Origin of the sequence: Dactylosporangium cerinum (assembly GCF_042653625.1) — a bacterium.
Lineage (GTDB): Bacteria > Actinomycetota > Actinomycetes > Mycobacteriales > Micromonosporaceae > Dactylosporangium > Dactylosporangium cerinum.
This window is the reverse complement of the sequence record NZ_JBHSIU010000041.1, coordinates 680,776-707,289: the sequence shown is the minus strand read 5'-3', so window position 1 is coordinate 707,289 and position 26,514 is coordinate 680,776. Positions and strand designations below refer to the sequence as shown.

23 protein-coding genes are annotated in these 26,514 nt (G+C 72.3%); 18 read left to right on the top strand and 5 right to left on the bottom strand.

Going from position 1 to position 26,514, the window contains the following annotated elements:
* Positions 1 to 29: 29 nt before the first annotated feature.
* Complete coding sequence (locus ACFPIJ_RS32360; protein WP_380120624.1) at positions 30 to 680, bottom strand: DUF4386 domain-containing protein; 651 nt, start codon at positions 678 to 680, stop codon at positions 30 to 32.
* A gap of 169 nt (positions 681 to 849) precedes the next feature.
* Here ACFPIJ_RS32360 and ACFPIJ_RS32355 point away from each other — a divergent pair, with 169 nt between their 5' ends.
* Together ACFPIJ_RS32355 and ACFPIJ_RS32350 are read left to right on the top strand one after the other, a co-directional pair.
* Positions 850 to 2,043: a sensor histidine kinase gene (locus ACFPIJ_RS32355; RefSeq protein WP_380120622.1), complete on the top strand. Its 1,194-nt coding sequence runs from the start codon at positions 850 to 852 to the stop codon at positions 2,041 to 2,043.
* Entirely contained in the window at positions 2,018 to 2,683 is a 666-nt protein-coding gene (locus tag ACFPIJ_RS32350) for a response regulator (RefSeq protein WP_380120620.1), read from the top strand. Before ACFPIJ_RS32355 ends, ACFPIJ_RS32350 begins: the two co-directional genes overlap by 26 nt.
* A gap of 8 nt (positions 2,684 to 2,691) precedes the next feature.
* Here ACFPIJ_RS32350 and ACFPIJ_RS32345 read toward each other — a convergent pair whose 3' ends face one another.
* Positions 2,692 to 3,612 carry a M48 family metalloprotease gene (locus ACFPIJ_RS32345; RefSeq protein ID WP_380120618.1) on the bottom strand — a complete coding sequence of 307 codons (921 nt, stop codon included), beginning with the start codon at positions 3,610 to 3,612 and terminating at the stop codon, positions 2,692 to 2,694.
* A gap of 88 nt (positions 3,613 to 3,700) precedes the next feature.
* Between ACFPIJ_RS32345 and ACFPIJ_RS32340 the strand changes: the two genes are divergently transcribed.
* The 4 genes from ACFPIJ_RS32340 to ACFPIJ_RS32325 all read left to right on the top strand — a co-directional run bounded on the left by ACFPIJ_RS32340 (position 3,701) and on the right by ACFPIJ_RS32325 (position 6,762).
* Positions 3,701 to 4,090: a BlaI/MecI/CopY family transcriptional regulator gene (locus ACFPIJ_RS32340; protein ID WP_380120616.1), complete on the top strand. Its 390-nt coding sequence runs from the start codon at positions 3,701 to 3,703 to the stop codon at positions 4,088 to 4,090.
* Between the two features lie 50 nt (positions 4,091 to 4,140).
* The gene (locus ACFPIJ_RS32335) at positions 4,141 to 4,665 is read left to right on the top strand and encodes a hypothetical protein (RefSeq protein WP_380120614.1); all 525 of its coding nucleotides are present in this window, start codon (positions 4,141 to 4,143) and stop codon (positions 4,663 to 4,665) included.
* Between the two features lie 63 nt (positions 4,666 to 4,728).
* Entirely contained in the window at positions 4,729 to 5,955 is a 1,227-nt protein-coding gene (locus tag ACFPIJ_RS32330) for a glycoside hydrolase family 3 N-terminal domain-containing protein (protein WP_380120612.1), read from the top strand.
* 18 nt (positions 5,956 to 5,973) lie between these two features.
* On the top strand, positions 5,974 to 6,762 hold the full coding sequence (locus ACFPIJ_RS32325) for a DUF4184 family protein (RefSeq protein ID WP_380120611.1): 789 nt from the start codon (positions 5,974 to 5,976) through the stop codon (positions 6,760 to 6,762).
* On the opposite strand, the gene ACFPIJ_RS32320 is transcribed toward ACFPIJ_RS32325, so the two are convergent.
* A complete protein-coding gene (locus tag ACFPIJ_RS32320) occupies positions 6,735 to 7,481 on the bottom strand; it encodes a methyltransferase domain-containing protein (RefSeq protein ID WP_380120609.1) in 747 nt (248 codons plus the stop codon). The two genes, ACFPIJ_RS32325 and ACFPIJ_RS32320, sit on opposite strands and share 28 nt — an antisense overlap.
* A gap of 129 nt (positions 7,482 to 7,610) precedes the next feature.
* Here ACFPIJ_RS32320 and ACFPIJ_RS32315 point away from each other — a divergent pair, with 129 nt between their 5' ends.
* Entirely contained in the window at positions 7,611 to 8,987 is a 1,377-nt protein-coding gene (locus tag ACFPIJ_RS32315) for a sensor histidine kinase (protein ID WP_380120607.1), read from the top strand.
* A 6-nt stretch (positions 8,988 to 8,993) separates the two neighbouring features.
* On the opposite strand, the gene ACFPIJ_RS32310 is transcribed toward ACFPIJ_RS32315, so the two are convergent.
* Together ACFPIJ_RS32310 and ACFPIJ_RS32305 are read right to left on the bottom strand one after the other, a co-directional pair.
* On the bottom strand, positions 8,994 to 9,659 hold the full coding sequence (locus ACFPIJ_RS32310; RefSeq protein WP_380120605.1) for a response regulator: 666 nt from the start codon (positions 9,657 to 9,659) through the stop codon (positions 8,994 to 8,996).
* Complete coding sequence (locus tag ACFPIJ_RS32305) at positions 9,656 to 10,834, bottom strand: sensor histidine kinase (protein WP_380120603.1); 1,179 nt, start codon at positions 10,832 to 10,834, stop codon at positions 9,656 to 9,658. Before ACFPIJ_RS32305 ends, ACFPIJ_RS32310 begins: the two co-directional genes overlap by 4 nt.
* 172 nt (positions 10,835 to 11,006) lie before the next feature.
* Here ACFPIJ_RS32305 and ACFPIJ_RS32300 point away from each other — a divergent pair, with 172 nt between their 5' ends.
* The 11 genes from ACFPIJ_RS32300 to ACFPIJ_RS32250 all read left to right on the top strand — a co-directional run bounded on the left by ACFPIJ_RS32300 (position 11,007) and on the right by ACFPIJ_RS32250 (position 26,503).
* Positions 11,007 to 11,747 (top strand): ABC transporter ATP-binding protein, encoded by a 741-nt coding sequence (locus tag ACFPIJ_RS32300; protein WP_380120602.1) that lies wholly within the window; start codon positions 11,007 to 11,009, stop codon positions 11,745 to 11,747.
* Positions 11,744 to 12,793: an ABC-2 transporter permease gene (locus tag ACFPIJ_RS32295; protein WP_380120600.1), complete on the top strand. Its 1,050-nt coding sequence runs from the start codon at positions 11,744 to 11,746 to the stop codon at positions 12,791 to 12,793. Before ACFPIJ_RS32300 ends, ACFPIJ_RS32295 begins: the two co-directional genes overlap by 4 nt.
* 51 nt (positions 12,794 to 12,844) lie before the next feature.
* Positions 12,845 to 13,246, top strand: coding sequence for a BlaI/MecI/CopY family transcriptional regulator (locus ACFPIJ_RS32290; RefSeq protein ID WP_380120598.1), 402 nt, complete (start codon positions 12,845 to 12,847; stop codon positions 13,244 to 13,246).
* Entirely contained in the window at positions 13,243 to 14,184 is a 942-nt protein-coding gene (locus ACFPIJ_RS32285) for a M56 family metallopeptidase (RefSeq protein ID WP_380120596.1), read from the top strand. Before ACFPIJ_RS32290 ends, ACFPIJ_RS32285 begins: the two co-directional genes overlap by 4 nt.
* A 712-nt stretch (positions 14,185 to 14,896) precedes the next feature.
* Positions 14,897 to 17,281: a glycosyltransferase gene (locus ACFPIJ_RS32280; RefSeq protein ID WP_380120594.1), complete on the top strand. Its 2,385-nt coding sequence runs from the start codon at positions 14,897 to 14,899 to the stop codon at positions 17,279 to 17,281.
* The gene (locus tag ACFPIJ_RS32275) at positions 17,278 to 18,534 is read left to right on the top strand and encodes a glycosyltransferase (RefSeq protein WP_380120592.1); all 1,257 of its coding nucleotides are present in this window, start codon (positions 17,278 to 17,280) and stop codon (positions 18,532 to 18,534) included. Before ACFPIJ_RS32280 ends, ACFPIJ_RS32275 begins: the two co-directional genes overlap by 4 nt.
* On the top strand, positions 18,531 to 20,246 hold the full coding sequence (locus ACFPIJ_RS32270; protein ID WP_380120590.1) for an ArnT family glycosyltransferase: 1,716 nt from the start codon (positions 18,531 to 18,533) through the stop codon (positions 20,244 to 20,246). The genes ACFPIJ_RS32275 and ACFPIJ_RS32270 overlap by 4 nt, the downstream gene beginning before the upstream one ends.
* A 3-nt stretch (positions 20,247 to 20,249) precedes the next feature.
* A complete protein-coding gene (locus ACFPIJ_RS32265; protein ID WP_380120588.1) occupies positions 20,250 to 21,563 on the top strand; it encodes a glycoside hydrolase family 5 protein in 1,314 nt (437 codons plus the stop codon).
* Complete coding sequence (locus ACFPIJ_RS32260) at positions 21,560 to 22,126, top strand: hypothetical protein (protein WP_380120586.1); 567 nt, start codon at positions 21,560 to 21,562, stop codon at positions 22,124 to 22,126. Before ACFPIJ_RS32265 ends, ACFPIJ_RS32260 begins: the two co-directional genes overlap by 4 nt.
* A 20-nt stretch (positions 22,127 to 22,146) precedes the next feature.
* The gene (locus ACFPIJ_RS32255) at positions 22,147 to 24,867 is read left to right on the top strand and encodes a CBM96 family carbohydrate-binding protein (protein WP_380120584.1); all 2,721 of its coding nucleotides are present in this window, start codon (positions 22,147 to 22,149) and stop codon (positions 24,865 to 24,867) included.
* A 118-nt stretch (positions 24,868 to 24,985) separates the two neighbouring features.
* Positions 24,986 to 26,503, top strand: coding sequence for a hypothetical protein (locus ACFPIJ_RS32250; protein WP_380120582.1), 1,518 nt, complete (start codon positions 24,986 to 24,988; stop codon positions 26,501 to 26,503).
* Positions 26,504 to 26,514 lie beyond the last annotated feature (11 nt).

Genomic DNA, 26,514 nt, shown 5'->3' with positions numbered 1-26,514 from the left:
CCAGCCGGTTACCGGTCCCAACCATAAACTCACGCGAACACGGCCGCGCCGCGTGACTCCGCGGGTGCGAGACCCTTCACGATCAGCCATCCGGCGAAGACCATCTCCTCGATGCCGATCGGCGCGGCGAGGACGGCCTGCGCCGCGACGGGCAGTGCGACGCCGTACACCTCGATGACGCCGCGCAGCAGGAGCAGGCCGCCGCCGATCAGGCCCCACCAGGCCAGCCACGACGGCACCCGGCGGCCACGCAGGAGCAGCGCGTTGAGGACGACGGCGCTGGCGCCGAACACGACCAGGGTCCCCATGCGGTAGACCCAGTCCCGGCCGCTGAGCACCACCTCGCCGGCCGCCGTCGACGCGTGCGCCTCGGCCAGGGACGTCATCACCAGGGCGCCGGTCGCACCCGCGGCGATGAGGACCCCCTCGAGCGTCCTGGTGGTCACATAGAGCATCGCCAGGTGTTCGCCGGAGCGGCGCAGGGCCGGCCACAGCACCGCGGCGATGGCGATGACGCTGACCGCGAGGGCGAACTCGAGCAAGGCCCCGGTGGCCAGCTGCGCGTGCCGGCCGCCGGTGCTGAGGTACCCCGGCTGCTGGATGGGCAGCAGCAGCGAGCCGCCGGCGACGGCGGTGGCCGAGGCAAGGATGAACAGCACACCTGCCACACGTGGATGCATTGCGATCTCCTCCATAGGTTGGCATGACGCTTCCGTCGACGAGGAGTCTGGTTGCGCGGGCGGGGCGCATCATCGGCCGCCGGGCCGCAGTGCCATCCCTCCGGAGCGGGGGAACGGCCTGGTGCTTTCGGCCGATGACGTCTGACATGACCTGCATAAGGCTGGAGCCATGTTCCGAGACGAGCTGTGGCGGCTGTGGGCCGAGCCGCGGGTTGCGGATCCGCCGCCGCGGGTCGGGCGGGACTGGGCGCTGCTGGCCGCCGGCCTCGCCGGCGCCGGGTTGGAGACGGTGCTGCGCGACGACATCGTCTGGTGGCCGGTCTCTGTGCTGATCACCGCCGGGCTGTGCCTGGCGACATTGTGGCGCCGCACCCATCCGCTGGCGATGGCCGCGGTGGCGTTCGGGGCCGGGATTGTGCTCACGCTGATCGACGCGGCGGCGGCGCATCCCGAGCCGATCGGGCTCTACACGGGAATGATCGTGCTCGTCCTGGTGTACTCGCTGTTCCGGTGGGGATCCGGCCGGCACGTCGTGCTCGGGTCGGCGGTGGCGGGCACGGCGTTCGCACTGTCGACGCTCGTCGACGACGTCCCGCCGAGTGACTATGTCGGCAGCTTCGTGTTCCTGACCCTGCCGGGGGTGCTCGGGGTGTCGGTGCGCCTGTGGTCGGCGGCGCGCGACGGCGAGTTGGAGCGGATGCGCGCCCGGGAGCGGGAGGCGCTCGCCCGGGACCTGCACGACACCGTGGCGCACCACGTCTCAGCCATCGTCGTGCGGGCCCAGGCCGGCCGGGTGCTCGTCGGCGCCGACCCGGCGACGGCGCTGACGACGCTGGAGGACGTCGAAGAGGAAGGCGCACGGACCCTGGAGGCGATGCGCGGCATGGTCTCGGCGCTGCGCGACGGCAACACGCGCGACGGCAACATGCGTGCCGAGCTGGCTCCCGTGGCCGGCGTCGCCGACCTGGCCGCCCTGACCCGCGATCCGGCCGGCGGGCTGCCGATCGAGCTGCGGCTGGACGGTCCGCTGGACCGGCTGCCGCTGGCGGTGGACGGTGCCGTGTACCGCATCGTGCAGGAATCGGTCACCAACGCGCGCCGGCACGCGGTCCACGCCAGCACGGTCCAGGTCCAGGTCACCGCGGAGCCGGGCCGGGTCCGCGTGACGGTCCGCGACGACGGCGTGGCCACCCGGCGTGGTCGCAGCCGAGCCGGCTACGGCCTGACCGGCCTGCGCGAGCGGGTCACGCTGCTCGGCGGGAGCCTGGAGGCGGGACAGCTGCCCGGGCGCGGCTGGCTCGTTGAGGCGCAACTCCCGGTCGGGAGCGGGGTGCACCGTGGTCATCCGCGTCCTCATCGCTGACGACCAGCCGGTCATCCGCGCCGGCCTGCGGATCATGTTGGACGCCCAGCCCGACATCGACGTGGTCGGCGAGGCGGTCGACGGCCGGACGGCGGTGCAGCTGGCGCGACAGCTGCGGCCCGACGTGTGCCTGTTCGACATCCGGATGCCGCCACCGGACGGCGTCGAGGCGACCCGGCAGCTGGCCGGCCCCGGCGTGGCAGACCCGCTCGTGGTGGTCGTGATCACCACGTTCGACCTCGACGAGTATGTCTTCGGCGCGTTGCGGGCGGGTGCGCGCGGCTTCCTGCTCAAGGACGCCGGGCCGGAACTGCTCGTCCAGGCGGTGCGGGCGGCCGCCGAGGGCCAGGCACTCATCGCACCCAGCGTGACCGTGCGACTGCTGGAGGCGTTCGCGAACGCGCCGGCCGGACGGCCCGCCCCCCAGCCGATCGACCCGCTCACCCCGCGCGAGGAGGACGTGGTGCTCACCGTCGCCCGCGGACTCTCCAACGCCGAGATCGCCGACACGCTGCACATCAGCCTCAGCACGGTGAAGACCCACCTGGCGAGCCTGATGGCCAAGCTCGGGGTGCGAAACCGGGTCGAGATCGCCATGTGGGCCTACGAGACCCGCAGGATCACCGCCCGCCCCGGCTGACCGACGGGTCAGCGGGCGCCGCGGGCCGCCTCGATGAGCTCGACCAGGTCCAGGGCCGCCTCGACGGACCAGGCGACCGAAAACGCGGCGAGGCCGGCCGGGAGCAGCCGCAGCAGCCAGGCGCCGCGCGAGGTGCGCGGGGTCAGCAGCAGCGACACCCGCCGGGGCACGATGCCCTGCGAGGTCGCGACGTGCAGCACCGACAGGGCGGACCCGGCGGCCGAGGCGCCGGTGCCGGCGGTCGCCAGGGCCGCGACGCCGATGGCGTGCGCGACGGTGCGGCGGCTGCCGACCTCGCTGGCGGCCTGCTCGTCGGCGGCCCGCTCCACGAGGTAGTCGACGTGCCGGGCGACCCACCACAGCGCGGGATGGGCGGCGGCGGCCAGGCCGGCGAGGCGGGCCAGGCGGTGGTGCCGGCCGTCCAGGTGCGCATGCTCATGTGCCAGCAGCGCGTCGAACTGCCGGTCGGTGAGCAGCGACCGCATGCCGGTGGTGACCACGACGTAGCCGGGGGTGCCGGGGACCGCGAACGCCTGCGCGGTCGGGTCGTCGAGCATGACCAGCGGGCCGTCGTGGGATGACCGCGCGAGCGCCAGGACCTCGCGGTGGCGGCGCCACCGCCGGGTCACCGACACGGCGACGGCGGCCAGGAGCGCGACGCTGAGCCACGGCACCCACGGCTCGGCGGCGGTGTCGGCCGTGACGACTCGGGCGGACCAGCCGAACGCCCGGCCGACCGCGGGCACCTGGGCGATCGCCTTCATCGCGAACAGCAGCAGGTTGACCGTGCTGGCGGCGGCGACCACGGCCGCGGACCAGGCCACGGCGCGGGCGGCGGTCGCCGGCGGGAGCCGGTCCGCGAGCAGCCGCACCACGAGCACGACCAGCGGTGGCACGACAACCACCGACCACACGAAATGATCGAACATGGGTCTCCGTCCAGACCGGTCGAGTCTGCCATGGACTGTATAGAGGCGGGGCAGCGTTGGCGGTCCGGCGGTCGATAGAGTCATACCGGTGAGCACAACCCCGCCCGCGGGCGACCGGCGGCGTAGGCCCGGCCAGCTCGAGGCAGAGGTGATCACCGTGCTCGGGACCGCCCCGGCGCCGCTGACCCCGGGCGAGGTCCGCGACCTGCTGGACCCCACCGGCGCGCTGTCCTACAGCGCAGTGGTGACGACGCTGACCCGGCTGCACGAGAAGGGCTCCGTCACCCGGCACCGCGACGGCCGGGCGTTCCGCTACGGCGCGCTCAGCGACGCGGCCGGCCTGGTCGCCGAACGGATGAGCCGGCTGCTCGCCGACGAGCCCGACCGGGCCTCGGTGCTGCGCCGGTTCGTCGGCACGCTCGACGACCGCGACGAGGAGATCCTCCGCGCGCTGCTGCTGGAGCACCCGGAGGACTAAGCTCTGTTGCTTCTACGATGTGTAGAAGTTGGCGGGGGAGGTGCCTGGCGATGGTGCTCGACGACGTCCTGCTCGCCCTGCTGGGCGGCCGCGACAGCAGCGCGTGGGAGCTCATGCAGCGCCACGACGAGATCTTCGGCAGCGCCCACCGGATGGACATCGTCCGGGTGATGGCGGCCGTGACCCGGCTGGAGCGCTCCGGTTTCCTGCGCGTCGACACCGCCGTCCCCGCGCGGATGGCCAGCGGCAACCGGCGCACCTGCTCGCTGACCGCGGCCGGCCGGCAGCGCCAGCGGGCCTGGCTGTGCGACCTGGCCCCGGGCATCAGCACCGAGGACGTCTACGTGCGGGGGATGCTGGCCGTCGAGACCGCCGACGAGACCACGTTCGACACCTTCATCCGCAACGGCCTCGCCGTCACCCGCGCCCGCATGCAGGTCCTCGCCGACGACGCGGCCGGCGCGGCGCCCGTGACCCGCGCCAAGGACGCCTTCGAACGCGAGACCGTCCGGGCCCTCGCCCTGTGGCTGCACCAGCTGCCCGATCACCGCTATCCCCGGTCCGCCGCCGGTTGACGGGCGCCGCCCGGGTAACGTCCACAAGGTCGGGCACAGCGCAACCCTCGGACGGAGCGGCCCATGGCTCGCCAGCATGGCCGGATCGGCCCGTTACCCCGATGGGTCGTCGCCGTCGGAGCAGTGGCGCTGCTCGTTGCCGGTGCGGCGCTCTGGTATGTCGCGGCCGGTGGCGGTACACCCGCGAACAACGCCCGGACGCCAGGCCCTTCGACGGGTTCCAGCGCCGCCGGGTCCCCGTCGCCGAGCGCCGACTGCGCCGCGGCGCTCGTGGCGAAACTGACCCCGGAGCAACAGGTCGGGCAGCTGGTCATGATCGGCACCCCGATCGGGACGCCGCTCAACGCGGTGCAGGCGATCCAGCGCTACCAGCTGGGCGGGATCTTCCTCGCCGGCCGCAGCACGGCATCCGCGGCGTCGCTCAAGCAGGCGATCGGGCAGCTGCAGGCGGCCGCCAAGACCACCGGTCTCGGCCTGCAGATCGGCATCGACCAGGAGGGCGGCCAGGTCCAGACGCTGAAGGGCGCCGACTTCCCGGCCATCCCGACCGCGGTCAACCAGGGCAAACTGGACGACGCGACCCTGGCCGCGAACACCGCCGAATGGGCCGGCCGGCTCAAGGCTATCGGCGTGACCATCGACCTGGCCCCGGTCGCCGACGTGGTCCCGGCCGGCGTCGGCAAGGCCAACCCGCCGATCGGCGGCTTCGACCGGCAGTACGGCTCGACTCCCGAGCCGGTCGCCGCCGACGTGGCGACGGTCGTGACGGCGATGCAGGGCGCCGGGGTGCTCACCACGCTGAAGCACTTCCCGGGCCTCGGCCGGGTCCGGGTCAACACCGACACGTCCACCGGTGCCCGCGACGACGTCACCACCGCCGACGACCCGGCGCTGCAGCCGTTCATCAAGGGCATCGAGGCCGGATCGGCGGCGGTCATGATCTCCTCGGCGACGTATCCGAAGCTGGACCCCGCGAACGTCGCCGCCTTCTCCACGCCGATCGTGACCGGGCTGCTGCGGCAGCAGCTCGGCTTCGACGGCCTGGTCCTGTCCGACGACCTGGGCGCGGCCGTCGCCGTCAACTCGGTGCCGCTGGGCCAGCGCGCGGTGCGGTTCATCAAGGCCGGCGGCGACGTCGCGCTGTCGGTGAAGTTGTCCGACGCCGGCCCGTGGACCGACGCGCTCCTCGCGGCCGCGAAGGCCGACCCGGCGTTCGCCGCCCGGGTGGTCGAGTCCGCGACCCGGGTCGTGCGCGCCAAGCTCCGCGCGGGACTCGCCCGCTGCGCCTGACCCACTAGGGTCTGGATCATGCCGGCCACGTTCCCCTCGCACGCCGCGGCGGTGCTGCCACTGAAGCTGTGGCAGCCGACCTGGTTCGACGGCGTCGCGCTGGTCATCGGATCCGCGGCGCCCGACCTGCCCTACGCCTCGGGGATCAGCAGCCGGCCGCCGTACACCTACGGCCACACCTGGTGGGGCGTGCTCGCCTCGGTGCCCGTCACGATGGCGGCGACCCGGCTGGTGCGCCGTGCGGCCCCGGAGGTCGCCGCGCACCTGCCCGGCCTCGGGCCGTTCGCCGCGGCGGACTACGGCGTGCTCGGCGGCGTGCGGCACCCGTGGTGGGTCACGGCGAGTTCGGCGCTCATCGGCGCCGCCAGCCACGTCGCCTGGGACCACGGCACCCACGCGTCGGTGCGCGGCACCAGGGTCGGCCTGCCCGGACTGGCGCGTGAGGTGCTGCCCGGGGTGCCGGCCTGGATGCCGCTGCACCTGGCCTCCAGCGCCGCCGGGGCGCTCGGCTGGGTCGCCCTATCCGCCCGCATCGGCCGCCGCCGGCATCTCGAGGCCTGGCACGGACCGGCGCCGAAGATCCGGCGCCGGCCCGCGGTGTTCTGGGGGACGGCCGCGGCGACCGCGGCGGCGGGCGTCGCCGCCGCCGTGCTCACGCCGCAGCCGCGGGAGCGGATCGTGCGGTTCCTGCCCCCGGTGCCCCGGCCGGCGGTGCTGTCCGGGCGGCTGCTCGGCATCACCGCGGCGGCCCTGATCGCCGCCGCGGCGGCACACCGACGTCAGGCGGCCCGGCGGCGGGCCACGTAGACGACGTTGACGGCGTACCGGTCGGCGCCGGGCAGCGCGCTCGCCGCCGAGTCGACGCCCCGGGCGATCCGGTCCAGCCCGCGCCGCTCGTACCAACCCTGCGTCAGCATCGAAAATCCGCGTCGTTCGACGATCTCGAAGCCGTGCCGGTCCAGCAGCCGGTCGACGTCGTCGTGGGACAGCTCGGCGAACCAGCGCTGCCCCCGCAGCCGGTGCGCCCGCAGGTGCCGCAACGAGCGGGCGTTGCCGTGGTTCTCGATGACCAGCAGGCCGGCGTCGGGGCCGGGCAGCACCCGCGCGGCGAACGCGAGCGCCCGGTTGCGCACGGCGTCGTCGACGTTGAGCAGCAGCCGGAACATGGTGACCAGGGCCGGCCCGTCCGACGGCGCGGGCGGGGGCACGGGGCCGTCCGCCGCGACCGCGTGCAGCCGGGCCAGCGTGCCGACCTCGGCGGCCTTGGCCAGCATGTCGGTGGAGGTGTCATACCCGTGCGCCGCCCGGACCAGGCCGTGCAGGCTGCGGATGGCCCGGCCGGTGCCGCAGGCGAAGTCGTGCTGGACGGGCCGGTCGGCCGGGAACGCCCGGCGGACCAGGGCGCGCAGGTAGGCGCGCTGGCGTTCGTTGATCCGGGACGCGTAGCTGCCGGGTGCGTAGGTGACGTGCTCGTACTTGTCGACCGCGCCGGTGTCCTGGAACACCCGCGCGTAGTTCGTGTCCAAAGCTGATCCCCGTTCGTTGTGCCGCCGTGCCTATATCTACAACGGGTAGGTAGTGGCACGGATACGGTACGTAATCACTCGGGTGGCGCTTTCAGCCCGGGTTCAGGTCGGCCCGGCTACGTTCCTGATATGACCAGCTGGTGGCGCAACGGGCGGCTCGGGGTGCGGATGCGCTCCGCGCTCGCCGCGGCGGCGGTCGTCGCGATCGCCGCTCTGGCCAGCGGCGCGGCCCTCGTCGTGGCGGCCCGGCTCATCCTCACCGACAACGTCGACCAGTCGACCACACAGCGCGCCGCCCAGGTCGCGGCCGCCCTCGGCGACGCCGACGGTGCCGGTCTCGCCGCCACCCTGCGGCCGTCGGCCCGCGACCGGACCGTCGTGCAGGTCGTCGACGGCACCGGCCGGGTCGTCTCCGCGTCCGCCGCGGTCGGCGGGGCCGGGCCGATCTCGCCGCTGCGGCCCGCCGCCGGGCAGACCGTCCGCGAGCAACGCCGCCTCGAGATAGCCCACAACGAACGCTTCCGGATCGTCGCCGTTGGCGTCGACACTCCGGACGGACCGCGCACCGTCCTGGTCGCGCAGTCCCTCGACGAGGTCAACGACGGCACCGAAGCGATCCTCGGTGCGCTCGCCGTGGGGATGCCGCTGCTCACCCTGGTCGTCGGCGCCGCCACGTTCGTGTTCGTCGGGCGGACCCTCCGCCCGGTCGACGCGATGCGCCGGCAGGCCGACACCATCACCGCCCGGAATTTGCACACCCGCCTCCCCGTGCCCGCCACCGCGGACGAGATCGCCGCCCTCGCCACGACGATGAACACGATGCTCGACCGGATCGAGGCGGCCACCGAGGCGCAGCGCCGGTTCGTGGCCGACGCCAGTCACGAGCTGCGCAGCCCGCTGTCGACCATCCACGCCGGCCTCGACCTGCTCGGCGCGGCGGACCTGCCGCCGTCCGCGGGCACCCACGTCACGCGCATGCGCCACGAGAGCGCCCGCATGGCCCGGCTCATCGCCGACCTGCTGCTGCTCGCCCGCGTCGACGAGTCCGGCCCGCAACTGCGCCGCGAGGACGTCGATCTGGACGACATCGTCTACGCCGAACGTGATCGCCTCGTCGCCGGCCACCCTGACCTGCACGTGGAGACGCGAGTCGCCCCCGCCCGGGTCCACGGCGACCCGCACCACCTGCAACGGGTCCTGCGCAACCTGCTCGACAACGCGGCCCGCCACTGCCACAGCCACGTCACGATCAGCCTCACCGCCGCCGGCGGCACCGCGGAGCTCACCGTCGCCGACGACGGCCCCGGCATTCCCGCCGCCGACCGGGAACGCGTCTTCGGCCGGTTCGTCCGCCTCGACGACGACCGCTCACGGCAGAGCGGCGGCACCGGCCTCGGCCTGCCGATCGCCCGTGACGTCGTCACCGCCCACGGGGGCACGCTCACCGTCGACGACGGCCCACGCGGCGGCGCACTCCTGCGCATCCGGCTTCCCCTCTCGGAGTGACGCAGCTCAGCGGGCAGGCCGGACGAGACCGGCGTCATAGGCGGCGATGACCAGCTGGGCCCGGTCCCGGGCGCCGAGCTTCATCAGCAACCGCCCGACATGGGTCTTCGCCGTTGACATCGTGATGTGCAGATCCTCGGCGATCTCCTGATTGGACCGGCCACGACCGACGAGCGTCAGCACCTCCCGCTCCCGCTCGGTCGTGTCGGCCAGCGCGGCCCAGTCACTCTGCCCACGGTCGCCCGGGTGGCGGGTGAACGCCTCGATGAGCCGGCGGGTCACCCCCGGCGCGAGCAGCGACTCCCCGGCGGCCACGACCCGGATCCCGGTCAGCAGGTCGCCTGGCCTGGTGTCCTTGAGCAGGAAACCGCTCGCGCCCGCGTGCAGCGCGGCAAACACGTATTCGTCGGCGTCGAATGTCGTCAGGATCAGCACCCGCACGCCCGCGGTCGCCGGGTCGGCGCAGATCTGCCGGGTGGCCTCGATGCCGTCCAGATCCGGCATGCGGATGTCCATGAGCACCACGTCGGGACGCTCCTGACCGGCGAGCGTGACCGCCTCGGCGCCGGTCGCGGCCTCACCGACCGAGACGAGATCGGGGGCGGTGTCGACGAGGACCCGGAAGCTGCCGCGGACCAGCGTCTGGTCGTCGGCGACGAGGACCCGGATCATCCGACGGCCTTGACCGTGAGCGGGAACGTGGCCCGCACCGCGAAGCCGCGGCCCGGCGCCGGACCGGCGGTGAAGGTCCCGCCGTACATGTCGACACGTTCACGCATGCCGTCGATGCCGTGCCCGCCGGACGTCCCCGCCGCACCCGGGCCGCCGTCGGCGATCTCGAGGGTGAGCGCGTCGGGCCGGAAGCCGACGGTCACCCGGCAGCGGTCGGTGGCGGCATGCCGCAACACGTTGGTGACGGCCTCCTGGATGATGCGATACGCGACCAGGTCCAGCCCTGTGGGCAGCTCCGGGCGGGCGCCGGTCGTCTGCAGGTCCACGACGAGGCCGGCGTCGGCGGTGCGCCGCACCAGCTCGTCCAGGTCGTCGAGGCCGGGGCCCGACGGGGGGAGCGGGCCGGCGCGCAGGACGCCGAGCATCGACCGCATCTCGCGCAGGGCGTCCCGGCTGGTCTCCTCGATCGACAGCAACGCCCGGCTGGCCTCGTCCGGCCGTTCGGCCGCGACATGGTTGGCGACGCCGGCCTGCACCGCGATCACGCTCAACGTGTGCGCGACGACATCGTGCAACTCCCGTGCGATCCGCAACCGTTCCTCGCTCATCGCGCGGCGGGCCTCCGCGAGCCGTGACTGCGTCTCCTGCGCCTCCCGCTCGCGCAACCCGGCGGTGTACAACGCCTGCTGGCGCACCGCATAGCCGATCGTCCAGGCCACCGTGAGGAGCAGGAGGATCTCGGTGAGCATCGCAACGCGGTTCGGCCCGGGCCGGGCCCAGAATGCGTCAAGGAAGCCGGCGAGCCCGACCATGGCCGCGGCCACCGAACCGATGAGGAGCCAGATCGCCTCCCGGCGCGCAATCCGTTGTGGCACCACATACATCACGAACGCGACCGCGACCCATGGCGCGGGGAACGAACCGGCCCCGGTGGCGAGGACCGCCACGGCGACGGTGAGCGCGAGGGCGGTCCGCGGCCTGCTGCGGCGCACCGCCCCGCCGGCGACCGCGGCGGCGAACACCACCGCGTCGACCCATCTCGACCCGCGCGGTCCGGCGGACTGCCACGCCACGACCGTGGCCACCGCGACCAGGGCCGCAGCGGTCAGCCCGTCGGCCACGGCCCGCTGCGCCGGCCCGAGGCGACCGGACAACGGTGGTCTGGGCAGCTGCATGGACAAACCGTAACGGCCCGGCCCGCGCGCCGCGTCAGACCACAGCACGACGCCGGGGGTGTACCTGGGTCTGACAACCCGCCCCGATGCCGCTGTGCCCGGGCATGACGACACCCACGCCCCGCGTCGCCAGGATCGTCATCACCGCAACCGATCCGTGGAAGGACGAACGATGAGCACTGTCGTGGAGGCCCGTGGCCTGGGCAAACGATATGGGGACAGGTGGGCGCTGGCGCAATGTACATTGTCGATCCCGGCCGGCCGCGTGGTCGGTCTCGTCGGGCCGAACGGGGCCGGTAAGAGCACCCTGCTGAACCTGTCGGTCGGTCTGCTGGCACCGACGGTCGGCACTGTCGAGGTCCTCGGTCGCCGGCCCGGCACCGACCGGGCCCACCTGGCGAGGGTCGGCTTCATAGCGCAGGACGCACCGCTCTACCCGACGTTGACGGTCGCCGAACACCTCAAGCTCGGCGCGCGACTCAACCCCGGCTGGGACGCCGGCTACGCCGAACGGCGGGTCGACCGGCTCGGCCTGGACCCGGGCCTTCGTGCCGGGCGGCTGTCCGGTGGGCAGCGCGCTCAGCTCGCCCTCACCTTGGCCGTCGGCAAGCGGCCCGACCTGCTGGTCATGGACGAGCCGGCGGCGAGTCTCGACCCCCTCGCCCGGCACGAGTTCCTGCAGGACCTGACGGAAGCGGTCGCGGACCGGGAGGTGAGCGTGGTGCTGTCCTCCCACGTCGTGGCGGACCTGGCCCGCACCTGCGACTACCTGATCGTGCTGAGCACCGCCCGGGTGCAGGCGGCCGGCCCGGTCGCGGAGCTGCTGGCCGAGCACGCGCCGCTGAGCCTGGAGGACCTGGTCCTCACCTACCTGAGCCGGGGACGGCACGACGATGCGGAGGCGGCACGATGACCTGGTTGACCTGGCGGCAGATCCGCGCACAGGTGTGGGCCGCGGCCGGCGTGCTCGCGGTGGTGTCCGTCGTGCTCGCCCTGACCGGCGGGCACCTCGCCGACCTGTACACGGCCAGCGGTCTCGGCACCTGCGTCGCCGCTGACGACTGCGGGCGGGCCCAGGGCGTGTTCGCCGCCGGGGTCCAGGCCGACGATCTGCGGCCGTTCCTGTATTTCGCCGGCATCGCGCTGATGTATCTCACCCCGGCCGTCATCGGCATGTTCTGGGGCGCCCCGCTGGTCGCCAGGGAGTTGGAGCCCGGGACGCTTCGGCTGGCCTGGACGCAGACCGTCACCCGGTCGCGCTGGCTGCTCGTGCGGCTCGGGCTGCACGCCCTGGCGGCGGTGCTGACCACCGCGCTGCTGAGCCTCGCGGTCACCCGGTGGGCCGGCCCGCTCGATCGGGCCGGCGGTCTGCCCGGTCACGACCAGGGCCTGGACCTGCCGAACCGGTTCGCGCCGCTGGTCTTCGGCGCGCGGGACGTCGTCCCCGTCGGCCATGCCGCCTTCGCCTTCGTCCTCGGCGTCGCGGTGGGCCTGCTGGTGCGGCGCGCCGTGGCGGCGATGGCGGTGACCCTCGTGATCCTGGCGGCGGTGCAGGTGCTCGTGCCGGCGGTCGTGCGCGAGCACTACCGCGATCCGTTGTCCACCACGACCCCGCTCACGGTGTCCGGCCGGCCGCACCAGGTGCGGGTGGACGGCCAGGTCCTGGCGGTGTCGATGCCGGTGGACCTCCCCGGGGCGTGGATCACCTCGGTGCGGACAGTCGACTCGACGGGACGACCGTACGCCGGACCGGTGCCGGAGGCCTGCACCTCGCCGGCGTTCCCACCGGCGGAGTGTGACGCGGCCATCGATCGGCTTCGGCTCGGCCAGCTGGTGACGTATCAGCCGGCCGGGAGATATTGGACGTTCCAGTGGGCGGAGACGGCAGGCTACCTTCTGCTGGCCCTCGGCCTGACCCTGCTCTGCGCCGTCTGGATCCGCCGGCTGAGATTGTCGTGACCCACCGGCGGACCTCCTGACAAGCGGGGGAGCGGCGGATATCGTGTCGCCGTGAGTGAACGGCAGCCGCGGCGGGCATGGGGTTCCCTCGAGTCGGACATCATGGCGTTGCTGTGGGCTGCGACCGAGCCGCTCACGCCCGGGCAGGTGCAGACCGCGCTGGCGGAGAGCCACGGCGGCGACCGCACGGTCCTGGCGTACAACACGGTGCTGACGATCCTGACCCGGATGCACGACAAGGGGCTGCTGCAGCGGCAGCCGTCCGGTCGCGCGCACGCCTATTGGCCGACCCACGACGCCGCGACCGCAGCCGCCACGCAGATGCGGGCGGTGCTCGACGGGCCGGGGGACCGGCGGGCGGTGTTGCAGCACTTCGCCGACCGGCTGGACGCCTCCGACGTGGAAGTCCTGCGGGCGCTGCTGGAACGCGCCGACGGCGGTGCGCCTGGATGACCTGGCTGGTCTACCTCCCCCTGGTGCTGCCGCTGCTGCTGGCGCCGCCCACCCGGCGGCTCACCCGCAGCGCGCGGCCGCAGGCGGCGGCCCGGACGCTGGCGGTGGCCGCCGCGATCGCCGCGGCGGCGGGGGCGGGAGCCCTGGCGTTGATCGTCCTGACCCTGTTCGACGACCTGCCGGCGATGGAACGCCGGGAGGGGCAGGCGCTGTCGGCCGGGATCGTGCTGCCTGAGCCGGTGCCGGATCTGGTGGCCGGCGCCGCGTTCCTGCTGGCGGGGTGGCTCGGCTGGCGGGTCGTCAGGCAGACCCGCCAGCGTCGGGGTGCGGTGCGGGACCTGCGGGCCGCAGGCCTGCCGCACAACGGGATGCTGGTTGCGGACTGGGACCGCCCACATGCCGTCGCGGTGCCCGGGGAAGGTCGTGGCGCCCGTCGCCGGGCCGGGCATGTCCTGGTGACCAGCGGGCTGCTGCGGTTGCTCGATCCGGATGAGCGGGCGGCGGTCCTTGCACACGAGCGGGCACATCTGCGGCTGCGGCATCACCGTCTGATCGCGGTTGCCGTCCTTGCGGCGGCGGTGCACCCGCTGCTGCGGCCCGTCGCCGACGGGGTCGCGCTGCTGGTGGAGCGGGCCTCGGACGAGGACGCCGCCGCGACCGTCGGTGATCGGCGGCTGGTCGCCCGCACCGTGGCCAAGGTGGCGCTGGCGTCGCAGCCGGCTCGTGCCGCGGGTATCGGCGCCGCGGGTATCGGCGAAATGGGTATCGGCGGGTCGAACCTGATGTGCCGGATCGAGGCGCTCACCCGACCGCCGGTGTCGGTGGGCCGGGTCTGGTCGGCGTTGACGAGTGCCGTTGTGGTTGCCGCCTTTGCCGCTATGGGTGGTGCGGTCGGGGAATTTATCGGCCTCGTACGGGCGTGGTGGCCGGCCGCCTGAATCGCGCGGTCCGGCCCATTCTTTTTCGCTGTGCAACACGTACGTGGATGGCGGGAGTCCGTTTCTTCCCGTTCCTCCCACAACATGTAGGTGACATTTGTGAATGTCTCCAGTCGCATAGCCGACAGTGACGCGCCGCGATTTGAAACACACGTCGAACATGATCTTCACAAAAGGCCAGACCTGCGCCCGTTGAGTCCGAATGGCCGGAGTCGGTGATCCGGTATTCATCGACCGGACTCATCTGTGGTAATTCACCTTCTGTTCATGAACCTTTCTTGCGATGGACAGCCAAACATATAGGCGAATACTGTTGCCGTTCAGGCGGGGATGCCAATCGCCTCTGCTTTCGGTATTCACCGCACCACTCCACTTACGGGGGTGACGTTCAGGTTCGGATGGCCCGCACCACCTGATGCCGCCATGGCATAGGAGCGCCCGTGCTGGCAGCTCTTCCTTTGTCATGCCTTGACGACATCCATCTGGGCAGCTCACCGCAGCATGCGGCGAGCCGCCACGCATCATTGCGGAAATTGACGGTATCACTCGGGCCGGCCGACGCCGCCCCATTTCACCGTGCCCGAAAACGCCATTCATGCGCGTCGAACACGCGAGCGAGAAGCCCCGGAGGTCTCTCTTGACCGACATTGCCGACGCACGACCCGCGGACACGACATCGATCATTGAATTCGATCATGAAAAGTCCGGCGACGTGACGCAGTTGACGATCATCGTGCCCACCCGCAACGAGGTGGACAACGTCACGACCCTGTTCAGCCGGGTCAATGCCGCGTTCGCCGACATTCAGGCGGAGATCCTGGTCGTGGACGACAGTGACGACAGCACCCCGTTCCTGGTCGCCGAGCAGGCACAGATCAGCGCCCTGCCCGTGCGCCTCCTGCACCGCCCGCGCGACGAGCGGCACGGCGGTCTCGGCTCAGCCGTCGTGGCCGGCGCCAGACACGCCCGTGGCGAGTGGGTCGTCGTCATGGATGCTGACCTGCAGCACCCTCCGGAGGTCGTCGCGCACCTCGCCCAGGTGGCCGCCCGGCACAGCGCGGACATCGTCGTCGGCACGCGGTACGCGGGCAACGGCTCGACCGGCGACGGCCTCGACGGCGCCCGGCGCACCGCCGGCTCCTCGACCGCGACCAGGCTGGCGAGGGCCCTCTTCCCCCGGCGCCTCGCCACCATCACCGACCCGATGAGCGGGCTCTTCGCGTTCCGCCGGACCGCGGTGCAACTCGACCGGCTCGACCCGATCGGGTTCAAGCTGCTGCTGGAGATCCTCGTCCGGCACCCCGGCAGCACCGTGGCCGAGGTCAGCTACGAGATGGCAGCCCGGCACGCCGGCGACTCCAAAGCCTCGGTCAAGGAGGCGATGACCTATCTGCGGCACCTCACACGGCTGCGCCGGCACCGGCTCGCCGGGCAGCTGACCCAGGCGCCGAAGACCAAACGGGAGCGCGTGCAGCAGCTCGGCCGGATGGTCGCCTTCGGGCTCGTGGGCCTGTCCGGCGTGGCGGTGAACACGGCCGCGCTGTGGGCTGCCTACTCTGCCGCCGGCCTCAACCACCTGCTCGGCGCCGCGATCGCCACCCAGGCCTCGACGCTGTGGAACTTCGCGTTGATCGAGCTGCTGGTGTACCGCGGCAAGGGCAACGGCACCTGGACCAGCCGCGCGGTCCGCTTCTGGGCGATGAACAACCTTCTGCTGCTCCTGCGGTTGCCGGTGCTGCAGGTCCTCGTGCTGACCGGAATCGGCGTGCTGGTGTCCAACGGCATCACCCTCGTCGTGCTGTTCCTGCTGCGGTTCCTGCTCAGCGACCGGGTCATCTACGGCACCCGCACCGGCGAACCCGCCCGGGATCCGGTGCACCTACTGGTCGACCACGGCCCGCACGCCGAGCCCGTGGTGTCCGGCAAGCGGCGCTCCAGCTACCTCAAGTACCGCTACGACATCGCCGGCACGGTCACCATCGGCTCGCAGATCATGCTGCCGGAACTTGAGTTCTTCCGCGCCCAGTGGGTCGCCGACGACAGCGTCGACATCGCGGTCAGGGTCGGCGACGTCGGCAACCGGAGACCACGCCGGCGGGCCGCGATGACCGAGTTCGCCGACCCGGCAACCCTGCGCTACGAGGAGCACCTCGGCCGCTTCGGCGCCAACTTCAGGGTCCAGCTCGGCGACCAGATCAACATCGTCGTGGGTCCGCTGTTGGCGCGTTCGCCGCACGTGGTCTACACGAACATCGTCGAGGCGCTGCTGCGGTTCGTGCTGATCTCCCGGGGGCGGATGCTGCTGCACTCGGCCTGCGTCACGCTCGGCGGTGTCGGCGTGATGCTGTCCGCGCTGACCGACACCGGCAAGACCGCCACGATCCTGCGGCTGCTGCGCGACCACGGTGGACGGTTCCTGTCCGACGACATGACCGTCGTGGACGCCCAGGGCAACGCGGTGTGCTTCCCGAAACCCCTCACCATCAGCTCGCACACGCTGCGCGCGGTCAACGCCACCGACCTGACCAGCAAGGAATGGCGCCGGCTGCAGTGGCAGAGCCGGCTGCACTCCAAGGGCGGACGCTCGCTGGCGCTGACCCTGGCGAAGTTCAACGTGCCGATCATGGGCATCAACGCGATCACGCAGATGCTGGTGCCTCCGCCGAAGTACACGGTCGACCGGCTGGTGCCGTGCAAACTCGGCAGCACCACCACGGTCGAGGAGCTGTTCATCATCGAACGTGGCGCGCCCGCAATCGCGGATCTCACCTTCGAGGACACCGTCGAGCGGATGATCACCAACACCGACGACGCCTACGGGTTCCCGCCGTTTCGCTACCTCGCGCCCGCCATCACCGTCGGCGGCCTGGGCTACGCGGAACTGCGCGCCAAGGAACGGCAGATCCTGCAGGGCTTCCTGGCCAACATCAGGACCCGGTCGGTCGCGTCGGACACCTTCGGCTGGGCCGACGAGATCCCCAAGCTGATCCGGCCCGCCGCGGTGCCGGTGCCGGTGCCGGCGGCGGTGCGCGAACAGGACACGTTCCCGAACTGGCGGGCCGCCACCCGGCTGGCCCCGTCCGGAGGCACGGCATGACCGTCGCGTTCGTCATCCTGTACAGCCTGGTGACCGCGGTGCTGTTCATCGTCGCCGCGACCACCCTGATCTGGATGATCGACTCGTGGCGGACACCGCGGGCGCTCGGCCAGATGCCCTTCCCGGCACCCGACGAACCCCGGCTGTCGTTCTCGCTGATCGTGCCCGCGCGGCACGAGGAGGCGGTCCTGGCCGACACGGTCCGCAGGTTGCTGGAGCAGAACCACCCGTCGCTGGAGGTGCTGGTGGTCGTCGGTGACGACGACCCCGGCACCGCCGCGGTGGCGCACCGGCTCGCGTTGCGCGACCGGCGGGTGAAGGTCGTCGTCGACGACAGCCCGGTGAAGAACAAGCCGAAGGCACTCAACCGCGCCCTGCCCCTGTGCGCGGGCAAGATCGTCGGGGTCTTCGACGCCGAGGACGAGGTCGCCCACGAACTGCTCGAACACGTCGACGCCTGCTTCCGCAAGACCCACGCGCACGTGGTGCAGGGCGGCGTGCAGCTGATGAACTACCGCTCCAGCTGGTGGGCGCTGCGCAACACCCTGGAGTACTTCTTCTGGTTCTCCAGCAGGCTGCACTTCCACGCCCGCAGCGGGTTCATCCCGCTCGGCGGCAACACCGTGTTCATCCGCACGGACCTGTTGCGGCTCGTCGGCGGCTGGGACACCGAGTGCCTCGCCGAGGACTGCGAGCTCGGCATCCGGCTGTCGGTCGCCGGGGCGCACGTCGCGGTCGCCTACAGCCCGGAGCTGGCGACCCGGGAGGAGACGCCGCCGTCGCTGCGGGGCCTCATCAAGCAGCGCACCCGGTGGAATCAGGGATACCTGCAGGTGCTGCGCAAGGGCGAATGGCGGCGGCTGCCCACCAGGAGCAAGCGTTGGATGGCGCGGTACCTGCTCGCGTCGCCGTTCCTGCAGGCGTTCGCCGGTGTCCTGGTCCCGGTGTCGCTGCTGTCGATGGTGCTGTTCAAGGCGCCGGCGGTGTTCGTGCTGTTCACGTTCGTGCCGCTGATGCCGACGGTGGCCACCATCGCGGTGGAGATCATCGGGCTGGCGGAGTTCAACCGGATGTTCGCGCTCAAGGCCAGGTTCCGCGACTACGCGAAGCTCGTCGCCGGCGCGATCCCCTACCAGTTGCTGCTGTCGGTCGCCGCCATCCGCGCGTCGGTCCGCGAGGTGCGGGGGCAGCGCGGCTGGGAGAAGACCGAACACGTCGGCGCCCACCGCGAACTGGAGGTGATCGGCTCATGAGCGCGCCCGTGTTGTACGACCTGGAGCTGCCACCGCTGGACATCGACCTCGGCGACCCGCCGCCACCGCCGGCCGGACGCAGGCGGCGGCAACTGCGGGCCGCGGTGGCGTGGCTGCGGGAGCATCGCTGGGACGCGCTGATCGTCGCGGTGCTCACCGTCGTCGGCGGCGTCGTGCACGCGGTGGGCATGAACCGCTCACCGGCCCGCTTCGACGACGAGGGCACCTACACCGCCTACGCGTGGGCGGTGCAGCACCTCGGGCACCTCGGCCACTACACCTACTGGTACGCCCATCCGCCGCTCGGCTGGCTGCAGATCGCCGCGTACAACGTGCTCACCGGGGCGCCGGACCGGGCCCCGTACGCGATCGCGTCGACCCGCGAGCTGATGCTTGTGTGCAAGCTGATCTCGATCCCGCTGCTGTACGGGCTCGCGAGGCGGCTGGACTTCACCCGGTTCGGCAGCATGATCGCGGTGCTGCTGTTCGCGTTGAGCCCGCTGTCGGTGTACTTCACCCGTGCCGCGCTGCTGGACAACATCGTCACGCCGTGGCTCGTCGCGGCGTTCTTCTTCGCCGCCTCCCCGCGGCGCAGCCTGACCGCCGCGATCGCCAGCGGCGGGTCGTTCGCCGTCGCCGTGCTCAGCAAGGAGACGGCGCTGCTGTACCTGCCCGCCGTGGCCCTGCTGCTGTGGATGCGGTCGGACCGGCGCAACCGCAGGTTCACCGTGACGATGTTCGGCACCTGCTTCGGGCTGCTGTGCGCGGCGTACCCGCTCTACGCGCTCATCAACAACGAGCTGCTCGCCGGCCCGGGCCACGTCAGCATCGAGTACGCGGTGCGCTGGCAGCTGTTCGAACGCGTCGGCAGCGGCGACATCTTCGACCCGAAGAGCACCGCGCACGCGGTCATCCAGTCCTGGATCGATCAGGACCGGTGGCTGCCGATGCTGTCGCTGCTGCTCGCGATCCCTGGATTGCTCATCCGCCGGACCCGGGCCGTCGCCGCCGCCTTCTGCATCCAGGTGACCCAGATGCTGCGCGGCGGCTACCTGCCCTACCCGTACGTGATCGCGATGATCCCGTTCGCCGCGCTCACCGTCGCCGGCGTCGCGGACTGGCTCTTCGCCGGTCGGCTCGTCGTGGTGCCCTGGATCCGGGACCGTGTCGACTCGACGCTGCGGGCCGGTCTCGGCTCACCCGGGCTGCGTCGCGGCCGGCAGATCCTGGTCGGCGCGGCCACCCTCGTCCTTGCGGTCTTCGTGGCCCATTCCTGGCAGTACGGGCTGCAGGACCTCCGGACCAACGACCGCGACGCCGGCAAGGCGGCCGCGCTGCGATGGGTGCTGGACAACGTCGGCAGGGACGAGTACCTCGTCGTCGACGACGCGTTCTGGGTCGACCTCGTCGAGGCCGGATACCCGCGCTCGCACGTCATCTGGTTCACGAAGCTCGATGTCGACAAGGACGTGCAGCTGCCCGGCTCCCCGCAGTGGGCGTCGATCGACTACGTCCTGCTCGACCACCAGGACGACCTCTCGGTGCACCTGCAGGCCGACGGGCAACCCTCGAAGGACACGCTCAACCTCTTCCCGACGCTCGGCAAGGCCTTGCAGCACAGCCACCCGGTCGTGACGTTCGGCACCGGCCTCGACACCGTCGCGGTCCGCGCGGTGGACCCGGGCGCGAGCGTGAAGAAGGCGGGAGGCTGACCGGTGACCGCGACACGGACCCGCACGGCCCACCCGGCACGGCGCCCGTCCGCGCGCGATCAGGTCACCCGCCACCGCGTCCCGACGCGGTGGCGGGTCGTCGCCGGCGCCGCCGCCACCTCGGCGGCGCTCTGCGCGCTGACACTGTCCACTGTGGTCGTCGTCTGGCGGCTGCAGCGGCCCGCGCCCGTCGTCGTCTGCGGCACCGACGCGCTGCAGGCCGGTGCCCTCGCCGGGCTGGCGCACTTCTCGGCCTGGCTGCGCCGCGAGGACGCGTCCGGGTTCGTCGGCGAGGTCGGCTGGCCCGCCGGCGCCGACATCGACCAGTGGAACGCGCTCGGTGCCGTCTGGTACCGCGCCGCGGACGCGATCGGCCTGCCGGTCACCGCCTGGGCGGCGGGACGGTGGCCGCCGAACTACCGGATGACCGTCTACCGGTCCGGGTCCACCGTGGGCAGTGCCGGGCCGCAGGCGCCGATCGTCGAGGCGCACCCGGGCGCGGAGCGATACCTCCGGGGTGTGGCCCTGGCCGGCGGGTCGTTCGGCACCGGCGACGGCAACCCCGACTTCAGCAACCTCAACCCCGGCCGGTACGGGTCGGACTACACCTACGAGGACGCCGGCTTCTACGCGTACCTGGCCGGTCGCGGGGTCCGGCTGGTCCGGCTCGCGATCAGCTGGGAACGGCTGCAGGACCGGCCGTCGGGGCCGCTCGTCGCCGCGGAGCTGGGCCGGATCCGCACCGCCGTCGGGTCCGCCGCCGCGGCCGGGCTGCGGGTCGTGCTGGACCTGCACGGCTACGGCGACTACGCGCTCGGCAGCGCAGACACAGACGGCAGCGCAGACGCCGGCGCCGGCAGGGTCCGCCGAGTCCCGCTCGGCTCGCTGGAACTGCCGACCACGGCACTCGCCGACCTCTGGTCGCGGCTCGCCCGCGCCACCGCCGACCTGCCGGCGATCGCCGGTTACGGCCTGCTCAACGAGCCGACGAAGCTGGCAGCGAAGGGCCGCGACGCGGCGCTCATCTGGGAACGCGCCTCGCAGCAGGCGGTGCGGGCCATCCGCAGGACCGGCGACCGCCGGCGGGTGCTGGTGTCCGGGTACGCGCAGATGTCGCCCGCCGACTGGGGGCGGCTGCACCCGCACGCCTGGATCGAGGACCCCGTCCGGCGGGTCAGTTACGAGACCCACGACTACTTCGACCAGGACAACAGCGGCCGGTACCGCGCCGGCTACTCCGATGAACTGGCCCGGGCCGCACCCTCCACGCCGCTGTGCCAGTCACTCACCCCGATGACCCGGAGGTCCCTGTGGTGAAACCGCCATTCGGCGCGCGCGGCCTGCTCGCCGCCGTCGCCCTCGTCACCGTCCTGACCGCTGCGGGAGTGCTCGTCGTCGAGCGCCTCCGACCCGCGGCGGCGCCCGCCGCCCGCGCGAACGCCCGCCCGCCGGCCCTGCCCGCCGGGCCCGACGGCGCCGCCGAGGTCGTCGTCGGCGCCGACGGTGCCCAGATCTTCTGCCCCGCCGGCGCCGCACCGACGATCACCGTCAACGACGCCGCCTTCGAGCCCGCGCTGAGCGACGGCCGGTCGTTCGCCGCAGGGAAGTACCGCATCCGCCTCCGTGGCCTCGTCATCAACGAGACCACCGCGTCGATCGCCGTGGACACCTACGTCGTGCGGGTCGGCGACACGGTGTGGCCGGCGAAGGTCGACGGCCCGGCGACCATCAAGGCCGGCGGCGCCGACGAGCTCACCGTCGACGGCACCTACGACAGCACCGGGCCGACCCAGGCCAGCGTCCACGTGACCATGCAGTGGGTCTGGTCGGCGACCTCCCTGCGGCCGTGCGGCAAACGCGGCCTCGTCGAAGACGACTGAATCCCTTTCCAGGAGCGATCATGATGTCCGACCCCGCTTCAACCACTTCCGCCACCGCCCCACCGCGCCGCCGCCTGCTGCGCGCCGCCGTGCTCACCGCCGTCTCCGCGCTGCTCGTCGGCACGTGGGTCACGATCTCCGACGCCGCCGGTCCGCTCACCGTCAAGGCATCCGCCGACGCCACCGTCGTGTCGGACCAGCCCGACGCCAACCAGGGCGCCCTGACCGACCTCACGGTCCGCGCCGCATCCGCCGACAAGCCCACCGCCGTGGCGTACCTGAAGTTCGTCGTGTCCGGGCTGACCGCCGCGCCGGCGGGCGTGCAGCTGCAGCTGTTCAGCTACGCGCAGTCGTCCACCGGCGTGCAGATCTGGACCGCGCCGAGCGACTGGACCGAGCCCGCGATCACCTGGAACACGGCCCCTCCGGCCGGGACGGCCATGGTTGCGAACATGGCCAACCTGACCGTCAACGCCTATGCCACCGCCGACGTCAGCGCCGCCGTCACCGGCAACGGCACCTACACGTTCGTGGTCACCACGACGTCGACGGTGAGCAAGAAGTTCGCCAGCCGCGAGGTCGCCGCGACCCCGCCGCAGCTCGTCATCAACACCGGCACCCCCGCCACCGTCGCCGCGACGGCCGGCTCGGGGCAGTCCACCGCGCCGGGGACCGCGTTCGCGGCGCCGCTCGTCGCGACCGTCACCGACGGCGCCGGCGCGCCCGTGACGAACCTGCCGGTCACGTTCACCACGCCGGCCGCCGGCGCCTCGGCGGCGTTCACCGGCGGCGCCACCGCGGTGTCGGTCACCACCGACGCGAGCGGCCGTGCCACCGCGCCCGCCCTGACCGCGAACGCGGTTGCCGGCACCTACACCGTCACGGCGGCCGCCGAGGGGACCACGGGGCCGGCCGCGTTCACCCTCACCAACGGCACCGTCACCGGCCCGTCGCCGTCCCCCTCCCCGTCACCCACCGGCACCGTCACCACGTACACCTTCAAGGCCACCGCCGACGCGTCGCTGCGCTCGGACCAACCGGACACCAACTTCGGCGCCGACTACGTACTCAACACCAACGCCGCCCCGGTGATCACGTCGCTGCTGCGGTTCGCCCCGGCCGGCATGACCGGGACCGTCACGTCGGCGACGCTGCAGCTCTACAGCTTCTCCACCTCGACCCTCGGCGTCCAGGTGTTCACCGCGCCGGCGTCGTGGACGGAGTCGGCCGTCACCTACGCGACGGCGCCGGCGATGGGCGCGCAGGTCGGTTCGGGGCCGAACATCACGGTGAACACGTGGGCGTCGATCGACGTGACCGCCGCGGTCACCGGCAACGGCACGGTCGGGCTGGGCCTGACCACCGCCCGGGTCGGCACCAACAAGGTCGCCAGCCGGGAGTCCGCTTCGACCCCGCCGACCCTGGTGGTCAAGACGGTGACCGGAGCGTCGCCGTCGCCGTCGCCCTCGGCATCCCCGTCGCCCTCGGCGTCCCCATCGCCCTCGGCGTCGCCGGTGGTGTCGGAGTCCGCGTCCGTGTCGCCGACGCCGTCGCCGGGCGGGACGGGCACCACGGTGACCGCAATGGGCGGCGCCGTGCAGACCGTGATGGTGGGCCGCACGTTCGCCTCGGCGCTCAGCGCCCGCGTGACCAGGCCCGGCGGCGGGACCGTGGCGAACCTGCCGGTCACCTTCACCGCGCCGGCCACCGACCCGACCGCGACGTTCCCCGGCGGTGCGCACGAGGTCACCGTCACGACCGACGGCGGCGGCGTGGCGACCAGCCCGCCGCTGCAGGCCGGTCCGAGAAGCGGCACCTATGCGGTGACCGCGACAACCGACGGCGCGGCCCAGGCGGCCGCGTTCAGCCTCACCAACACCGACCCGACCATCGTCGCGGCCGGAGACATGGCGTGCCCGATCGGCAAGACCCCCAGCGTCACCACCTGCCAGCAGATGGCCACCTCCGACCTGGCGCTCAGCCTGCACCCCGACGCGGTGTTGCCGCTCGGCGACGACCAGTACGAGAAGGGCACCCTGGAGGAGTTCCAGCAGATGTACGCCCCGTCGTGGGGGCGCCTCGACCCGATCAGCCGCCCGGTGCCGGGCAACCACGAATACGGGTACATCGGCAGCGCCGTCGAACCGACCGGCGGCACCGGCTACTTCACCTACTTCGGCGACCGGTCGCACCCGCTCGACCCGGGCTGCACGACGCTGTGCAAGTCCTGGTACAGCTGGGACATCGGCAACTGGCACATGGTCGCGCTGGACAGCCAGTGCGGCGTCGTCGGCGGATGCAACCCGGGCAACCCGCAGTATCAGTGGCTCCTCGCCGACCTGAACGCCAACACCAAGCCGTGCACCCTGGCCTACTGGCACATCCCGATGTTCTCCAGCAGCCAGGATCACCAGCCGGACATGACCTCCATCTACACGCTGCTCTACAACAAGAACGCGGACGTGGTGCTCAACGGCCACGCCCACTTCTACGAGCGGTTCGCTCCGCAGACGGTCACCGCCGCCGCGGACCCGGCGCGGGGCATCGCCGAGTTCATCGTCGGCAGTGGCGGCCGCAACTTCTTCAGCATCCGCGCGACCCCGTCGCCCAACAGCGAGGCCCGCATCGCCAACACGTTCGGCGTACTGCAGATGACGCTGTCGGACAATTCGTACAGCTGGCAGTTCGTCGGGACCAACGCCGGCGGCAGCACCGACAGCGGCTCGGCGTCCTGCCACTGACCACGGCCCGTGCGCTGAGGGTGAACGCGGCGTAGCCCTCAGCGTGCGGCGGTGCTCACGATCATCCGCCCCCGGGTGTTGCCCCGGTGTGCTATCTCTATGGCACATCAATCGGGGGATGGAAATGGATGCTGGCGACCTCACGCCTGAGTTGCTGGGCACGACCGTCTGGGACGACGACATACTGGCCAGGGCCGGGATCCCCGTCCACGACGTGCCGTTCGTGACCGTCGGCGGCGGGATCGGGTCGTTCGTGACCGCCGACTACCTGCGCATCGCGGGTGTCCCGGCGTCCGACATCCGGGTGCTGTCCAACATCGATCATCCCTGGCAGACCTACCAGTACCTGACCCGGGTCTCGCAGATCCCGGAGCCCGAGCGGATCCGGTCGGACTCGTCGTCGCGGCCGGACAACATCTGGGGCTTCCCGTCCTACGCGCTGAGCGAGGCGTGGCGGGACCGGACACTGCGGCCGCTGGTGCACATCCTCGGTGAGCCCATCTTCGCCGACTACTGGACCCCGCAGGCGGGCACGGTCTTCGCGAGCCTGCGCCGGGAGTCGGCGCGCATCGGCTACGACGAGATGCTCGTCAAGGGTGTCGTGCGGATGGTGCGCCGGCGCGCCGCGGGCGGCTACTTCACCGTCCTGACCCCACCGGCGGGCACCACTGCCACGAAACGGGTGGTGTACCGGTCGCGCTTCGTCCATCTCGCCGTCGGCTACCCGGGGCTGCGGTTCCTGCCCGACCTGCAGGAGTTCCGGACGCGGCACGGCGACTACGAACACGTGGTCAACGCCTACGAGCCGCACGAGCACGTCTACGAGTTCCTTAAGACCAGACCCGGCACGGTGCTGATCCGCGGCGGCGGGATCGTCTCGTCGCGGGTGCTGCAACGCCTGATCGACGACCGGGAGCGGCACGGGACGCACACGCAGATCGTGCATGTGTTCCGCACCTTCGTCACCGGTGCGCACGGCCCGCACTGGTGGGCCCGGCGCAAGGGCGGCGACGGCTTCGCATACCAGGGCTTCAACTATCCGAAGTCGGTCTGGGGCGGGCAGCTCAAGGCCCGCATGCGCCGCCTGGAAGGGCAGGAACGGGCGAAGCAGTACGCCGAGATGGGCGGCACCAACACACCCAAGCGGCGGCGCTGGCAGCGGCAGCTGCGCCAGGGACGGCAGGGCGGCTGGTATCGCGCGATGCAGGGCGTCGCCGAGAAGGTCTGGCCCGACACGGACGGCACGCTGGTCAGCCTCATCAACGGTGCCGACGGCGCCGTCGAGATCCGCGCCGACTACATCATCGACTGCACCGGGCTGGAGGCCGACATCGCCGAGCACCGCGTCCTGGCCGACCTGCTGGAGCACGGCGGGGCGGGCCGCAACCCGCTGGGCCGCCTCGAGGTCGAACGGCACTTCGAGGTGAAGGGCACCGCCAGCGGCGACGGGGCGCTGTATGCGTCCGGGGCGACCACGCTCGGCGGCTACTTCCCTGGCGTCGACACGTTCCTCGGGCTGCAGATCGCCGCCCAGGAGATCGCCGACGACCTGGCCAGGCGCGGCTTCTGCCGCAGCATCGGCCCGATCCGGTCCACGACGCAGTGGGTCCGCTGGGCGCTCGGCCGTCCGGTCTAGGGAAGGAAACA